The sequence below is a fragment of the Flammeovirga sp. AWQ4_249 genome (assembly GCF_056161045.1).
This window is the reverse complement of record NZ_JBSWYJ010000048.1, coordinates 1-16,101: the sequence shown is the minus strand read 5'-3', so window position 1 is coordinate 16,101 and position 16,101 is coordinate 1. Positions and strand designations below refer to the sequence as shown.

11 protein-coding genes are annotated in these 16,101 nt (G+C 32.9%); 5 read left to right on the top strand and 6 right to left on the bottom strand.

Translation table 11 applies throughout. The features are described 5' to 3' along the window. The first annotated feature begins 177 nt into the window (after positions 1–177). Positions 178–732: a hypothetical protein gene (locus ACXAHM_RS22430; protein WP_474965213.1), complete on the top strand. Its 555-nt coding sequence runs from the start codon at positions 178–180 to the stop codon at positions 730–732. A 1-nt stretch (position 733) separates the two neighbouring features. Then, positions 734–1,471, top strand: a complete 738-nt coding sequence (locus ACXAHM_RS22425; RefSeq protein ID WP_474965211.1) for a sulfite exporter TauE/SafE family protein — start codon at positions 734–736, stop codon at positions 1,469–1,471. 62 nt (positions 1,472–1,533) lie between these two features. On the opposite strand, the gene aspS is transcribed toward ACXAHM_RS22425, so the two are convergent. The 4 genes from aspS to ACXAHM_RS22405 form a co-directional block, all read right to left on the bottom strand. Beyond that, positions 1,534–3,291 carry an aspartate--tRNA ligase gene (aspS, locus tag ACXAHM_RS22420; RefSeq protein ID WP_474965209.1) on the bottom strand — a complete coding sequence of 586 codons (1,758 nt, stop codon included), beginning with the start codon at positions 3,289–3,291 and terminating at the stop codon, positions 1,534–1,536. Positions 3,292–3,606: 315 nt separating this feature from the next. Then, the gene (locus ACXAHM_RS22415; protein ID WP_474965207.1) at positions 3,607–4,113 is read right to left on the bottom strand and encodes a Clp protease/crotonase-like domain-containing protein; all 507 of its coding nucleotides are present in this window, start codon (positions 4,111–4,113) and stop codon (positions 3,607–3,609) included. A 168-nt stretch (positions 4,114–4,281) separates the two neighbouring features. Beyond that, a complete protein-coding gene (locus ACXAHM_RS22410; protein WP_474965205.1) occupies positions 4,282–5,178 on the bottom strand; it encodes a glutamate--tRNA ligase family protein in 897 nt (298 codons plus the stop codon). A 396-nt stretch (positions 5,179–5,574) separates the two neighbouring features. Beyond that, complete coding sequence (locus ACXAHM_RS22405) at positions 5,575–6,669, bottom strand: ROK family protein (RefSeq protein WP_474965203.1); 1,095 nt, start codon at positions 6,667–6,669, stop codon at positions 5,575–5,577. A 555-nt stretch (positions 6,670–7,224) separates the two neighbouring features. On the opposite strand from ACXAHM_RS22405, the gene ACXAHM_RS22400 reads away from it, so the two are divergent. Beyond that, positions 7,225–8,199 carry an ROK family protein gene (locus tag ACXAHM_RS22400; protein WP_474965201.1) on the top strand — a complete coding sequence of 325 codons (975 nt, stop codon included), beginning with the start codon at positions 7,225–7,227 and terminating at the stop codon, positions 8,197–8,199. Between the two features lie 80 nt (positions 8,200–8,279). On the opposite strand, the gene ACXAHM_RS22395 is transcribed toward ACXAHM_RS22400, so the two are convergent. Further along, positions 8,280–11,432 (bottom strand): hypothetical protein, encoded by a 3,153-nt coding sequence (locus tag ACXAHM_RS22395; protein ID WP_474965199.1) that lies wholly within the window; start codon positions 11,430–11,432, stop codon positions 8,280–8,282. A gap of 95 nt (positions 11,433–11,527) precedes the next feature. Next, the gene (locus ACXAHM_RS22390) at positions 11,528–13,078 is read right to left on the bottom strand and encodes a DUF5723 family protein (protein ID WP_474965197.1); all 1,551 of its coding nucleotides are present in this window, start codon (positions 13,076–13,078) and stop codon (positions 11,528–11,530) included. 264 nt (positions 13,079–13,342) lie between these two features. Here ACXAHM_RS22390 and ACXAHM_RS22385 point away from each other — a divergent pair, with 264 nt between their 5' ends. Continuing rightward, positions 13,343–15,004, top strand: a complete 1,662-nt coding sequence (locus ACXAHM_RS22385; RefSeq protein WP_474965195.1) for a S41 family peptidase — start codon at positions 13,343–13,345, stop codon at positions 15,002–15,004. Positions 15,005–15,103: 99 nt separating this feature from the next. Continuing rightward, positions 15,104–15,985, top strand: a complete 882-nt coding sequence (locus tag ACXAHM_RS22380) for a mechanosensitive ion channel family protein (protein WP_474965193.1) — start codon at positions 15,104–15,106, stop codon at positions 15,983–15,985. Positions 15,986–16,101: the final 116 nt, after the last annotated feature.

Below are 16,101 nucleotides of genomic sequence, written 5' to 3'. Positions count from 1 at the left end.
TACTAGGAAAGTAAATCAGCTTTTTTTTTAAATCGTGTCTTTTTCATTCGATTTTATACTACACATTTAAATCATCAATAGTGCTTAAGCAATAGAGATATAAACTTAATTTTCAATAAACTTACTTATTATGAAACATACTTTATGTTTTATAATAAGGTGGATACTTATATCAAAATGAAAAAGCAATTCTATTTTACCTTAGTAGTTTTATTTACTAATTTCTTTACCAATGTAGCCTTATCTCAGACCCTTGTGCAGTATTATGGAGGAATGAATAACCTCTATGAAATATCGATTTGGCAAAATATCAATCAAAATAATTTAATTAATGTTCGTGCCGCCTATCAAGACTTTGGAGAAGATAATATATCACTTTCCTTAGGTTACGGACATTCTTTTGGTCAATTTCTACCATTCATTGTTTATCATAAGGATATTACTTCAGACTTAAATAATTTTTCAATCGATAATGGCTATTATTGGTCGACAGGTAAACACTTGGATTTTGTATTCCATTGGCAAATGGTAGAGCATGAAAAAATACAGAATACTTCAGATGTTTCTCATGAAGTAATAAAAGATTGGTCTCAAACTTATGCCGTTGATGTATACTATAATCTATTGAAGTATAAAGCTCAAATAGGTATTGAAAATGGAATTACCTCCTCAAAACAATGGTATTGGGGAATCATGTTGACCAAAAAGTTTCATACAAAAAATCATCATTGATATGGAGATTACTTTGTTTATCATTTCTTTCATTGCCTCTTTCCTTTTTGCTTTAGGAGGAGTAGGAGCGGCAATAATATTGATACCAATTTTGGTTTACTTTGGTGTGCCTATAACAACAGCAAAACCTGTAGGGCTTTTCTATAATACTGTGAGTATGATGGGAGCGAGCATTTATAATATTCGTCAGAAAAATATAGATTATAAAATTGCACTGCCAATTATTATCACTTCATTATTGACTGTTGTTTTAGGAGCATTTCTTACGAATTATATATCAAATAAAGTAATTCTAATACTCTTTATACTATTCCTATTCTTTACAGGAAGTATGTTTCTATTTCAAAAAAGTAAGGAAAATGAAAAGTATAAAGAAGGAATTTCTTTCTTACCATTAATAAGTATTGGAGGTTTTGCCGGACTGCTATCAGGCTTGTTAGGGATTGGAAGTGGAGGAATTGTTTTTCCATTATTGATCATGCTTAAATTAAACCCAAAGAAAATAACGCCTGTTGTGTCATTGGCAGTTCCTTTTTCTTCTATTATGGGTTTCATTGCTTATTGGTCAATGGGAGAGATTGATTGGAAGTTGACCCTGATTATGTCTTCAGCAGGTCTGATCGGAGCAACTTTGGGCACTAGATTTTCTCAGCAGAAACTGAAGCCTGAGATGGTAAAGAAAATTCTTGCGGTGATAATATTGATTGTAGGAGTGAGTATGCTTGGAAAAGTTTTTTAAAGAAAAAGCCAATCCACAAATAGCAGATTGGCTCATTTCTTTTGAATTTAAAATTCAAAAATCTATTCTTTGATATCCAATTGGATACTTAAGTCTTTCAATTGTTGAGTATCAGCAGCTGAAGGAGACTCGATCATAACATCTCTACCTGAAGTGTTTTTCGGGAATGCGATGAAGTCACGGATAGAATCCACACCACCAAATAACGAACAAAGACGATCGAAACCTAATGCGATACCACCATGAGGAGGTGCACCATATTCGAAAGCGTTCATTAAGAAACCAAATTGCTCTTGTGCTTCTTCAGGAGTAAATCCTAATGCATCGAACATATCAGCTTGATCTGCTTTGTCGTGGATACGGATAGAACCACCACCAACTTCAACACCATTGATAACCATATCATAAGCGTTTGCACGAGCATTGTAACGATCAGTTTTCAAGATTTCAGCATCAGCAGGAAGTACTGATGTGAATGGGTGGTGCATTGCATGGTAATGACCAGTTTCTTCGTCTTTTTCGAACATTGGGAAGTTGATTACCCAAAGTGGAGAGAATTCTTGGCGGTTTCTTAAACCTAAACGCTCACCCATTTCTAAACGAAGCTCACTCATTTGCTTACGTGTTACATCTAACTCACCAGATAAAACTAATAGTAAGTCACCTGCTTCAGCACCTGCTTTTTCAGCCCATGCTTTCAAGTCTTCTTGAGAGTAGAATTTATCAACAGAAGATTTGAATGAACCGTCTTCGTTACATTTTACATAAACAAGACCTTTCGCTCCGATTTGAGGACGTTGTACCCATTTCGTTAATTCATCAACTTGCTTACGTGTATAGTTAGCTGCACCTTTAGCACAGATTCCTAATACGATTTCAGCTGAATCAAATACCTTGAAGCCTTTATTTTGAGCAACATCGTTTAATTCAACAAACTTCATTTCGAAGCGAGTATCAGGCTTATCATTTCCATAGAAACGCATCGCATCAGCATACTCCATTCTTGGGAACTCAGGAAGTTCGATACCTTTTACCATTTTGAAAAGGTGACGCATCATTCCTTCGAAGTTATTTAAGATATCCTCACGATCTACAAATGCCATTTCACAGTCAATTTGAGTAAACTCAGGCTGACGGTCAGCACGTAAATCTTCATCACGGAAACATTTTACAATTTGGAAATAGCGATCCATTCCGCCTACCATCAATAATTGTTTAAATGTTTGAGGAGATTGAGGTAAAGCATAAAACTCACCTGGGTTCATTCTTGATGGAACCAAGAAATCACGAGCACCTTCAGGAGTAGATTTAATTAATACAGGTGTTTCTACCTCAATAAAATCTTGGTCTGATAAGTATCTTCTAACTTCTTGAGCAATCTTATGACGTAAAACTAATTTTTCGCGTACAGGATTACGACGAATATCTAGGTAACGGTACTTCATACGAAGCTCATCACCACCGTCAGTTTCGTCTTCAATTTTGAATGGAGGAGTTTGTGCCTCATTCAAGATTGTCAAGTCGCTTAAACGCAATTCAATATTACCAGTAGGGATATTAGGGTTTTTAGCCGCTCTTTCGATTACTTCACCTGTAGCTTGTAATACAAACTCACGACCTACTTTACGAGCAGTTTCTAATAGTTCTGCAGCTGCATTACCATCATCTTCGATTAACAACTGAGTGATACCATAACGATCACGAATGTCAATCCAAATTAAACCACCTTTATCACGAACAGCTTGTGCCCATCCGCTTAATGTCACCTTTTGCCCAATATGGCTTTCACGGAGTTCTCCGCAGTTATGCGTTCTAAGCATTTTATATCTATTTTATATTAATTCTCTTAATCGAAGGGACTTACAAAATATCAGTGATTTTTGAAGCCACTTAATCGACTGCAAAAATAAGAGTTGTTTGAATAGGAAAAAACGATTTAAGGATTCCTTTTGAAGGATTTCAATCTTTTTCTGATTTTTTTTCGAAAACTATTAAAAGTTAACGTGCCTTACTAAAGAATTAATAGAGAGAAGGCTACGAAATTGACATTATTAAGAAATGGAAATCTTTTTTTTGGGGAAAAGATGTTGAGACCAAAATAAAAAAATAGTATGGTGACTAGATTTTCGAATTACTTAACAACAAGTGTGTAATAAATAATCTAACGTCATATCTATTTTGTCAGAAGGTACATAACGGGTAATAATACCAAGGTCTTCCGCTTTTTGTGCGGAAAATTTTTCAAGATCTTCATTCCTGAAATCTACGCCACTTGTAAAGAAGGCTTCTTCCGTAGCATAGGATAAGTCACTAGCTTTGATAAATTCTGATCCAATTAAATTAGTTACACCTTCTACTACAGTAACTGTCATAGGACGCATTTGTTGTATAATATCCTTTAGGTGAATGAAGTAGTCACTTTTTAATATTTCCTCATTTAATTCGCTTATCGGTAACTTACTGAGGAAAAAATTTTCCTGTATAGTTCTGAATATTACCATATCAATAGTTTCATCTTTGCTTACCTGTTCTATCTCATTAATAATTTGTAAGGTTTTTTCATGTGATAGTTCATTCAAACATTGATTAGGTAAATATATGGTCACCACATTTCCTTTTTGTGAACTGAAAATGGATTTCATACTTATATAAAATTAGATAGTGTGTATTGTTAATGATCAGATATTTTGCTTGTAAAAGGGCTATTGTAATAACTGATAAACAAATGTAAGCTATCTAAAAATTATAGATGATGACGATGGTTATTAAAAACTAATAACTAATATTTATGAATGAATATGTGGGATGATTTATTCCTCTTCAAAATCTTCTTCTGTACCGAGAAATTTTATTTGTAATAACTCATCAAGAGAGTTAATTCTAATTTCTTGACCAAGATAAAATTCAGCAAAATCACTGTAAATATCTTGAGGGGTCATACCTTGTTCACGAAGGACTTTAATTGAATCTGCCCCTGATGATTTAGAAAGTTTTTGTCCATGTTCATCTACTAAAAGCGGGTGATGAAGGAATTCAATTTCTTCAAAATCATCCAACTCAAGTTTATTTGCTAAAAATGTTTGAGCAGCAGTTGATTCAACAAGGTCTTCACCCCTGACAATAAAATCGATCTGATCATCGATATCATCAATTAAAGAAGCTAATTGATAAGCATAAATTCTATCTTTTCTTCGAATGACAAAGTCTTTCATCACTTCATTAAGATTGATGGCTAAGTCTCCTATAAATAAATCTTCCAGGATAACAGGAGTGTCATAAGTTTTGATTCGAATAGATGTGTCAGGCGTATCGAAAGGTATTTGAAGGTCTCTGCATTCACCAGTATATAAACCAGTGCTAGAAGTTTCTTGGATTTGTTTTCTAGAACATTGACACGCAAAAAGATCACCATGATTCTTAAGCACATCAAAGGCTTCAGTATAACGGTGATTCCTTAATTTTTGTGACCAATTTTTGTGAAAATCTTCCACGGTAAAAGGGCCATTGTCATAATCTAACCCAAGCCATTCGATAGAGCGGAAAATATCTTCTATAAATTCATCTCTAGTTCTAGTGCTATCAATATCATCAATACGTAAAAGTATATGTCCGTCTTCTTGCCTTGCTAAAATCCAAGTCAAGATGAAAGAATATGCATTCCCAATATGTAAGAAACCACTAGGGGTAGGAGCAAATCTAGTACGCATTGATTTAATTGTTTATTTAAATTTTCTACAAAGGTACAAACTAGATTTGAAAACTTATAAAAGGGTAAGAATAAGTGTTTTGGGTAATTTAATTTGAAGATCCTGCAAACAGTCTGTATGATCCCATAAATACAACTGAAAGGATGAAAACACAAGCAAGTAATTCCATGACTTATAGCGTTTGATTTTAAAATTAGTTATTGTTCTGAAGACACTTAAATATTTACTGTAAAGGGGTATGATATGTTGTGGTTATTAAAAGTTATTATGTCTTCTTTAATAAGGTAGTAAAATGAAAAAAAATACACTATTAGCAATAACCAAAAAGTTTCTTTTTGTATAAATAATACAAAAGGTTGTGCTAATAGTGTAATTATGATATTTTAAACCAGCTGTTTAGTTCTTTTCTATTTGCTGTACAGCATAAGCATAAGCACCTAAAGAGATAGCTTCAGATGTTCCAATATTAGAAATACCTACACCGATTTTAGGTGATGCATCATATCTTACAACGTGATCTGTAAATGGTACTTTGATCTCTAATTGATTATTTTCAACGAAATCAGCTTTTTCAGCATCGTCAGTAAGGTCGTATACTTTCGCAACTAAACGATCAGTTCCAGAATTGTATTTAGAACGCATCTCTCTTAATACAGCAGGCATAAATAATTCAGCAGCACCAGAAAGTCCACCACCAATTACTACCAATGCATCAATTGTTGTACCTAAAGTACAAAGAACATCTCCCAAGTTTTCACCTAAAGTATCAAATGCCTTCTGTGCACTTTCTTTATCACCTTCTTGAATTCCTTTAGCAATTTCAAAGATATCTTTAGGAGTTAGTTTAGCATTGTCTACACCAGAATAATCTTTATAGAATTTTTGAACTGCACGAATACAAGAAGCTTCTTCGGCATTGATATGATCTAAAACTTTTGAAGGCATCAACCAGATTTCACCACCCATACTGTTATCACCAATATGTAAGTTTCCATTACTTACGATACCTCCTCCAAGTCCAGTACCTAGAGTTATACCAATAATATTCTTATATCTTTTATCACTACCGTTTGCTTCAAGTAGACTATTCATTTCTGGAAGTAAACCTCCAATAGCTTCTCCATAAGCATATAAATCTCCATCATTGTTGATAAAAGCAGGAATACCAAAGTGATGTTGTAACATTGGGCCTAAAGCAACTCCTCCTCTATAGCCAGGTAGGTTATTTAAATCTCCAATAATTCCATTAGGATAATCAGCAGGACCAGGAAAAGCAAAACTAATTGCTTCAGGTTTACGGTCGCCCAGTTCATTTACTACATGAGTAAAACCATCAAGTATATTTTGTAAACTTTTTTCTAAATTATCACCATTAGAGGGTAATCGATAAGGATCAACGATCATTTGGCCACCTTGCATTGCAGAAAAGACAAAGTTAGTTCCACCTGCATCTAATGTTAAGACGATTTGTTTTTTGTCCTGTATTGACATAACTATTGGTTTAAAATAAAAATTGTGAGATTATATAATTCATTCTATAATTTCATTCCACTATATCAGCAATTTAGAAGTTATAGTATTCCCTTTTCTCAAACATTTAAGTTGATTAAGGTAATATTATTGAATAATTAGTTTGATTATATAACTCAAAATATTTTGTTAATGAATAAGTAATCATTTTGAGGTGTAAAATTAATTAAACTAGCTAGTTAATTGCTATAAGTAATCACTTTCCGTAAATGATTTTTATTACTTTAAATATGTCTTGAATAAAATTAATACCAATTTGGCTAGTTTCTTAACCTGTTGTCTTTAAATGTTTTAGTTACACTTTCTATTAGTGCATTCTTACAAATAAATTAATAAAAAGATTTTTTGAGGAGAGAAGAATCTTTGGAAGTTAAAATGAAGTGAAAAAATCTTATTTTTTTCTCGAACAGAATAATTTGTAATGAAAATCATTTAATAATTGAAATTCTTTATAGTAATTAGCTTCAAATTTGATATTAGTAAATCAAACAAACACTTTTTCAAAAAAAATATATCATGACAACCGTAACTTTAGGTATCGACGTTGGTGGAACTAACACTAAAATTGGTTTTGTAGATAAGCACGGAAGATGTTTAGCTAGTACACATATTCCAACTGGTGCTAATGAGCCATTTTCAAATTTCTTATCAAATGTATTCTCTACTGTTGATAAATTAAAAGAAGAGGCAGGTGAGGTAGAAATGGTAGCTGTAGGTATTGGTGCTCCAAATGCTAACTACTATACTGGTAAGATTGAAGAAGCTGTAAACCTTAAAGGATGGGGTAAAGAAGTTGCTATTGCTGACTTAATGGAAGAGCACTTCAAAGTTCCTGTAGCGATTACAAATGATGCAAATGCAGCTGCTTTAGGTGAAATGAAGTTTGGTGTCGCTCAAGGAATGAAAAACTTCGTCGTTGTTACATTAGGTACAGGTCTTGGTTCAGGTATTATTGTAAATGGAGACTTATTATATGGTCATGACGGTTTTGCGGGTGAGTTAGGTCACATTACAGTTGTTGAAGACGGTAGAGTTTGTGGTTGTGGACGAAGAGGATGTTTAGAAACGTATGTTTCAGCAACAGGTATCAAACGTACTATGTTCGAACTACTTGCAGATAGTAATGGTACAAGTACTTTAGCCAATAAGAATTTTGATGAATTAACTGCTAAAGATATTTTTGATGCAGCTGAATCAGGTGATGAATTAGCAAAAGAAGCATTTGAAGTTACAGGAGAAATCTTAGGTAAAGCGCTAGCAGATACAATTGCAATTTTCAGTCCTGAAGCAATTGTTCTTTTTGGTGGTTTAGCAAGTGCTGGAACTTACATAACTGAGCCAACAAGATCAGCAATGGAAGAAAATTGTTTACATATCTTCAAAGGAAAAACTCGTTTAGTTGTTTCTAACTTAGAAGGTGACAATACAGCAATTTTAGGTTCTTCAGCTTTAGCTTGGCAAGAATACGATAAGAAAAAAGCTACTGTATAATTGTAGCCACTTATGAATACAGAAAAGGCTCATTTCTATTACAGAAATGAGCCTTTTTCATCTATTTTGGTTTTTATAGATTATTTCACATTTTCAAAAACAACTATATCTTTACTCAAAGGCTTACTGATATTACCGTTTTCATCTTTAAATCTAACCCATACATATTGTCTACCTCTACCTCCTAAAGTCCATTCTACTTCAGGTTGATAATTGATCCATTCCGAATTAGAGAAATCCTTAGAGTTTGAAAGTTGCATTTCAACAGTGTCATCAGAAGCTTTAGTCTTAACAAGTACTGTAGTTGATTCTGTACCTGTTGCATCATTATTAAATTCTAATTGATGTAAAATAGGATGACTAGTATCTAAAATGATGGATGCATGAATAGGATCAGAAACAGTCCCTGCTTGATTTCTTACTTTAAAGTAAACATTAGCTACTCCATCTTGATTGTTTAGCTTCCATTTTTTTGTATGTCTAAATGGTTCCCAAGTTGAAGGAGATGCAAAACTATAATCATTACACAAGATCATTTCTGTGGCGTGTTCTGCATTTAGCTGTAGATCTACTTCTAAATTATTGGTAGAAATACCTTCATTATTAATTACAATAGAAGTTGCAGTTGGAATAGTTCTATCTAATGTGATTTTCCCTCTAGTTTCAAAAGAAACATTTCCTGCATAATCATAAAAACGAGCATAAATTGTTTTTTCTCCATCACCTTCCGTTAGTAACCAACGTACTCTAGATCTGTAATGCGTCCAATAAGCATCAGAAAAGTCAGCATTATTTGAGATTTCCATAAAATCGGCTCCTTCACAAATAGGATTTAATTCAACTTCCCTTGATTCAATTCTTGTATATGCATTTCCTTTATCTATAACTAATTTAGGTCTAGTAGGAGGTTCTCTATCCCAGATTATATCTTTTTTGATAATTCTAGTAACATTATCATGGTCATCTTTAAACTGAATATAGATTCTCTTCTTACCCTCTTGACCTTTTAATGGATAATTATAGTTTTCTTGATAAGGAAGCCATTTAGCTCCTTCCCAATAAGGATGATCTGAAACACGCATATAATACGCTGAATCAACTTTGAATTCCATATCCAATGCAACATCTCGGATAAAAGTAAATTGACTAGGTACAGCTATTTGTTCTGGCAATTCAGGTACTTTAATATTTACATGAATATCTTGGGGTGATGTAGCATCAAAGTAAAGTCTCTTTTCTAAAGGTTTTGATATATTACCAGCAAAATCTTTAAATCGGACATATAGATTTCTGTAACCTACAGGACCTCCTTTTACACTCATACCATAATAAAACGGCATTTCAGTATACGGTTGCCATGAGGCAGTATAGAATGTAGAATCTTCTGTAATTTGCATTGCAACTGCTGATTCTGCTTTTACTCTTACAACGTAATCTTTTGTATAATAAATACGAGATTCAGTTGGTAAAACTTTTAGTTCTATAGATGGATTTTGAGGCGGTGTTTTATCCCAGTTTATTGCATCTTTAACAACAATACTTTCTGTATCTGTTTCTGTCTTGAACTTTGCATAAATAGTTTTTATTCCATCGGGGTCTTGCAAAGTAAACATCATTTTATTTTGAAAATCAATCCATTCTTCTCCAACAAAATTAGGATTCTCACTTACCATCATTTTTGTCGCATTCAAGCAAAATAGTGAAAGTTTGACCTGACCATCTTGTCTAGTATTGTATTCTACATTATCATCTATACTTATTCTTGGACTTAAAGATCTAATTTCTTGAAAAATAGAATCTTTATATATCTCAGAAACATTTCGTGCTCTATCTCTAAATTGAGCTTTTACCACTCGGTTTCCTCCATTATTTCCAATAAATATTCTAAAAGGAACTGTTGAGAACTCTCTCCAATGGGCTTTGTCAAAATCTTCTTCAAGTGCAACTTTCATCATCAAAGCATCATCAGATTTTACTTTTACATTGATACTACTAAATGTTGTTTTACCTGAACCTTGAATCTCTACACTACCATTAGTTGGAGGATCTTTATCATAATTGATTCTAGCAACAATTGGATCAGATTGATTTTTTGCAACATCTCTATAAATGATCCAAACTTCTCTTTCACCAGTTACACCTTCTTTTAATTTCCATAATTTCACTTTAGAAAATGGTTCCCAATCACCTGCAGTATCAAAAGCTTTATCATTTGAAATTCTCATTTCTACTGCTTGTGTTGCATGTAATTGTAAACTTACATCAGTAGCCTTTGTGTATTCAGCACCATTGTTAATACTGATTCTTGGATTGATAGGGGGCTTGGTGTCAATAAAAATTGAGGTGTTGATCAGACCAGATTCATTACCGGCCTTATCTCTGAATCGAATATAAACTCTTCTGTAACCCTCAAAGATATCATCTTCCATCTTCCAATCTTCAAGGTAATCAGTATATCTTCTCCATTTTTGACCATAAAAGTTTAAGCTATTACTGATTTTCATATAATGAGCATCTTTTGCCATTACTTCTAAAGCAACTAATCTGTTATGAGAGTTAACATACTTAACCCCTGTTTTTTCGTCTACTACAGCATATTCTGGAACTATACTTATTGATTGAGGAATTGGAGGTTCAGAATCATATTTAATATGATCGGTATAGACTTTTGTTTCGTTGCCAGCATCATCTTTAAATTTCACATAAAGTTTTTTTATGCCATTACCTGATGTCAAAAGCCAAGAATTTAGATGTTTCCTAAATGGTCTCCAATCTTCCTCCTTAAATACACCAGAATTACTTAAGTTCATCCATGTAGCCTCCTTACATTTTAAGTCGACTTCAACTCTTCTGTATTTTGTATAATTACCACGAGAAAAGTTTACTTTTCCGTTAAAAGGAGGTTTTGTATCTAAGTTTACAAAGGTGACAAAAGTATCGGTCGTTGTGCCGTCTCTCAGTTGGAATTTCAAGAAAACTTCTTTAACTCCATCACCTTCAGAAAGTTGCCAGAAATAGGTTCTTTGGTAACCTATCCACTTACTATCTTGGAAATCAAAACGTTCACTGATCTTCATTTTGTAAGCCTCAGGAACATTTATATTAAGTTGTACTTCTGTGCTATTTGTTAATTCACCTTGTTCTATATATACACCTACTTGTGCAGAACTATAAAAGCTAAATAGGTATAGAATAAAGAAAAAGAAAAATTTATATATAGATCTGTATTTCATAGACACTTTTGAATATTTAAGTACTCTACTGCAAATATTGGGCAAGAACTTTTTGATCTATTCAAAACGTCAATACTGAAGATCTAAATTTCTTGTTAGAGTTTGAATCTAAGAGCAGCTGCAGCAACTGAAACAGTCGTTGATTCACCATTTAAACTGAAGAAAGAGGTAAAGTCAGCAGTAGAAACGCCTAATTCATAGGTGCCTTTTCTTGAAGAATAAGTTACACCAAGAGGCCAGTTAAATACATCACTATTCCCTCCATAGTTAAAACCAGTTGTAAAGGTTAAAAGTTTGAATGGCTTGAAATCACCACCAATTGCATACAATGGAGATTGTAAATTGCCAGGAGCATCGTTTTGAGGAATAATTACATCCACACCCACATTGACAAGTCTAAAAAATTCATAACTAGCACCGATTCTTAATGTTGTAGGTAGCTCAACGACTTTTTTCTCATCAACTAATTCCCATTCTAAAGGAGATTTATTACCGGCGAATTGGAATGACCCTTCATTTTGAACAAAGATGTTATAGTTATTCAAACCTTGTCCTCTAATACCTGTGAAATCATTGTCACCCACAGAATATTTTTGACCTTTCCATACCATTGAGCCATAATTATTTAATGCTATACCTAAACGGAAATTTCTTTTGATGACAAATGTAAATCCAATATCTAAACCCCAACCATTACTTTGTGTTTTAGGATTTACGATATTTTGAGTCATTGAGGTAGAATTTTGTGATGAAGGGGTATTTGTAAGCGTAGAAGATAAGATGTCTACCGGTTCCACAAAAGTAGAAGAAAATAAAGGATCATTCCATGTACCTCCCTTAGCTACGTCAAAATCCATAATCATTAAACCTTGTAAATATCTTACACCTAATCCACCGTATATTGATAAATCATATGTCTCTAATAATTGTGCTCCATAAGATAGATTGAACTCTCTTACCCATGTAGATTTCATTTTAGTCCCTTCTAAAAGTTGAGAAAATGTTTGTGCATTTTCATCATTTTCAAATCGACCTGTTTGTACTTGGTTTAGTAGATCATCATCAATTGTTCCACCTGTATGTCTAGGGTTGTCAATAATATCACCATTTGCTAGAACAAGTTTAGGGAAATACCTACTAGCAGCTCCCATAAACATTAAATCAGCAGTAAATTCGTTAGTTACTGTGTATGAACTTACTCTATCTCTTGCACTAAATGCTACAGAACCCCATTTCTTTGGTAATTTAAAGCTTAAACCAAGTAACATCACATTTGCATCAATTGTGGTAGATGCATTTGTAAATTGGGTAATTGCTTTTTCACGATCTGCAACAGAAAATTGAGTAGATCGATAATTTGTCATAGCATTAAATAACTGACTTGTATTCATTCCTTCTGATGAAAAGACAGTATTTGCTTCTAGTAAACCTAAAGTAAATTTTGGATCTCTATAATTTTTTTGAATACCTATGTTGGCAGGGTTAATTCCGATAGCTTGATAATCTGTTACGAAAGTAGTACCTACACCACCTCTAGCTGTCACAGAGTATACACTCCCTTCAACTTGGGCGTAACTTTGACTAGAAAAGAGTAGAGCAAAACCAAAAGCAAGTAAAAAATATATTTGTTCTGAATATGTTTTCATAAAAAGTCCGAAGATAGTTTTTTGGCCCGATTTCTTAGAAAGTACCAATAGTATAGTGCTATAGTTATGTTAAGAAACGTAAATATAATTAATACCGCAATAATTTTTAAACAAATATGAAAATAAGTCTAAATTTCTTAACTTATATTAGTCGTTCAAATTAATAATATAAATTGTAAATAAGATTACTTTTGAAAGATAGAGTGGATTTTTATTTACTCTATTGCTATCTTCCTTATCTATATAAAAAACGAAGCATCTAACATGAATAAAAGAAAAAAGACTGTTGCCTTTATTAGCCTAAGTGTTCTAACACTATTTTTCTTTTCTTTTTCAAGTAATAAAGTCAGTAACCATTACTTTGAAATTGCGAAGAATATGAAAATTTTCGCCCAATTATACCAGGAAGTTAATACCTATTATGTAGACGATGTTAACCCTTCAGAAATGATGACTACAGGTATAGAAGCAATGTTGGCAACTCTTGATCCTTACACGAATTATATTCCAGAAGATAGGATTGAAGATTACCGTACAATGACTACTGGTGAATATGGCGGCTTAGGTGTTGTTGTAGGAAATAGAGATGGAAATATTACTGTGATTTTACCCAATGAAGGATACCCGGCTTATGAAGCAGGACTACAAATTGGAGATATTATCAAAAAAGTAAATGGTGAAGAAATTACAGGGAAAAATACAGATGAAATAAGCAAATACCTTAAAGGTCAGGCGGGTAGTGAAGTCATTTTGACAATTCAAAGATATGGAAAAGAAGATCTTTTTGATGTTCCAGTAAAAAGAGAAAAAATTCAAATTAATAATGTTCCATATTATGGTATGGTGACAGATGATATTGGATTGATCCAACTAACAGACTTTACTCGAAATGCTAGTAAAGAAGTTGGAGATGCTTTGCTGGAATTAAAAGATAGAGGTGCTGCAAAAGTAATTATAGATTTAAGAGGTAATCCTGGAGGTTTATTAAATGAAGCCGTAAACATTGTGAACCTATTTGTCCCAAAAGGATCAGATGTCGTTTATACTAAAGGAAGAATAGAAGATTGGAATAAGACATATAAAGCAATGAATGCACCTTTGGATACTGATATTCCAATTGCTGTATTGATCAATGGAGGTAGTGCTTCAGCAGCGGAGATTGTATCAGGATCAATTCAAGATTATGATAGAGGAGTTCTTTTAGGATCAAGATCTTTTGGTAAAGGTTTAGTTCAGGCGACACGTCCTTTAGATTATAATTCAAGATTAAAAGTAACGGTGGCGAAGTATTATATTCCAAGTGGAAGATGTATTCAAGCTATTGATTATAGCCACCGTAATGAAGATGGAGAAGCAATTGTTGTTGCTGATTCATTAAGAGAGAAGTTTACAACTGCTAACGGTAGAGTTGTATTGGATGGTGGTGGAGTAGCGCCAGATGTTGATGTAAAACCATTTAATTTTGCTCAAATTACAATTAGCTTAATTTTAAAAGGGTTGATTTTTGACTATGCTACTAAATATCATTATGAACACGATAAAATTGCTACAGCACGAGATTTTAAAATGACAGATGCTGAATTTGATAATTTTGTGGCTTGGTTAAAAGATAAGGATTACGGATATCAAACTAAGGTGGAAGTTTCAGTGGAAGAATTAGAGGAAAGTGCTAAAGAAGATAAGTACTATGATGATATTCAAGCTGAAATCGAAACATTAAAGAAAAAGATATATCATAATAAAGAATCTGATGTGATCAAGTTTAAAACTGAAATCAAAGATGTTTTACAAGCTGAAATTTGTAAAAGATATTATTTAGAAGCAGGGGAAATTGAATCAACTTTCAATGCAGATGTCGACGTAATTGAAGCTGTAAAAGTTTTAAATGATTCAGAAAGATACAATAAGATCTTAGCAGGAAATTAATTTACATTGAATTTCAAAAAAAAGGTTGTCAGAAATGATGACCTTTTTTTATTTTTGATACGACAACAACTTTTCTAACATAATTTATCTACTCTTCAAATGCTAGAGGAACATCCATTTATCAAAAGTGTTTTTGAAATCTTTACTTACTCCTTTATGATAGGAGGTAAAGAATTCACTCCATTATCAATCATTGGAATCATTCTCTTATTCGTACTTGTTTTTGTCTCAGCTAAAAAAACAAGAGATATTCTAGTCAATCGTATTTTACCTAGATATGAAATCGATGAAGCATTAAGTTATAATATTGGAAAGCTGGTTCGCTATGCGGTTATTATTATTGGCTGTGCTATTGTCATCCAAAGTACTGGTATAGATCTAAGTTCTTTACAAGTTTTGATAGCTTCTTTAGGTGTTGGTATTGGTTTTGGTTTACAAACGATCACTGATAACTTTCTTTCAGGTATTATTATTTTATTTGAAGAGCCTATAAAAGTGGGAGACATGGTAGAAGTAGGAGATGTTAGAGGCCGTATTGAAGAGATTTCCTCAAGATCTTCTACCATTAGAACCAATGATAATATCACTGTCATTGTTCCCAACTCTCATTTTATTTCGAATACAGTCATTAACTGGAGCCATAAAGAGAAAAAAGTAAGATTTCGTATCCCATTAGGAGTTTCATACAAAGAAAACCCTGAAAGGGTCCGTGAGATTGCGATTGAAGAGGCATTGAAAATTGAAGGGATTTTAGATAAACCTAAGCCCGATCTTATATTTACAGAATGGGGAGATAACTCGATCAACTTTACGCTTAATGTATGGACTATCCATTATTACTCTCGCCCAGATGTATTAAAAAGTAAAGTCTATTACGCATTATTTAAGCGTTTTAAAGAAGAAAATATTGAAATACCATTCCCACAAAGAGATTTAAATATTGGTGAGGGTTGGGAAAAAGTAAATTTCATAAATAGTTAGATATTGAACAAAAAAGTTAATATATAATCAATAGCGTCCTAAACGTTTAAAAAAGTGTGAGAAAAGTTTAAGTATCTCAATTAACTTTGAGTTGCATAAAAAAAACATATTCTCAC

Excerpts from the sequence above, each read along its gene's own strand:
- ACXAHM_RS22390 (WP_474965197.1), bottom strand. The coding sequence starts at position 13,078 with ATGAAAACATATTCAGAACAAATATATTTTTTACTTGCTTTTGGTTTT.
- aspS (WP_474965209.1), bottom strand. The coding sequence starts at position 3,291 with ATGCTTAGAACGCATAACTGCGGAGAACTCCGTGAAAGCCATATTGGG.
- ACXAHM_RS22380 (WP_474965193.1), top strand. The coding sequence starts at position 15,104 with ATGCTAGAGGAACATCCATTTATCAAAAGTGTTTTTGAAATCTTTACT.
- ACXAHM_RS22405 (WP_474965203.1), bottom strand. The coding sequence starts at position 6,669 with ATGTCAATACAGGACAAAAAACAAATCGTCTTAACATTAGATGCAGGT.
- ACXAHM_RS22385 (WP_474965195.1), top strand. The coding sequence starts at position 13,343 with ATGAATAAAAGAAAAAAGACTGTTGCCTTTATTAGCCTAAGTGTTCTA.
- ACXAHM_RS22395 (WP_474965199.1), bottom strand. The coding sequence starts at position 11,432 with ATGAAATACAGATCTATATATAAATTTTTCTTTTTCTTTATTCTATAC.
- ACXAHM_RS22410 (WP_474965205.1), bottom strand. The coding sequence starts at position 5,178 with ATGCGTACTAGATTTGCTCCTACCCCTAGTGGTTTCTTACATATTGGG.
- ACXAHM_RS22430 (WP_474965213.1), top strand. The coding sequence starts at position 178 with ATGAAAAAGCAATTCTATTTTACCTTAGTAGTTTTATTTACTAATTTC.
- ACXAHM_RS22400 (WP_474965201.1), top strand. The coding sequence starts at position 7,225 with ATGACAACCGTAACTTTAGGTATCGACGTTGGTGGAACTAACACTAAA.
- ACXAHM_RS22415 (WP_474965207.1), bottom strand. The coding sequence starts at position 4,113 with ATGAAATCCATTTTCAGTTCACAAAAAGGAAATGTGGTGACCATATAT.
- ACXAHM_RS22425 (WP_474965211.1), top strand. The coding sequence starts at position 734 with ATGGAGATTACTTTGTTTATCATTTCTTTCATTGCCTCTTTCCTTTTT.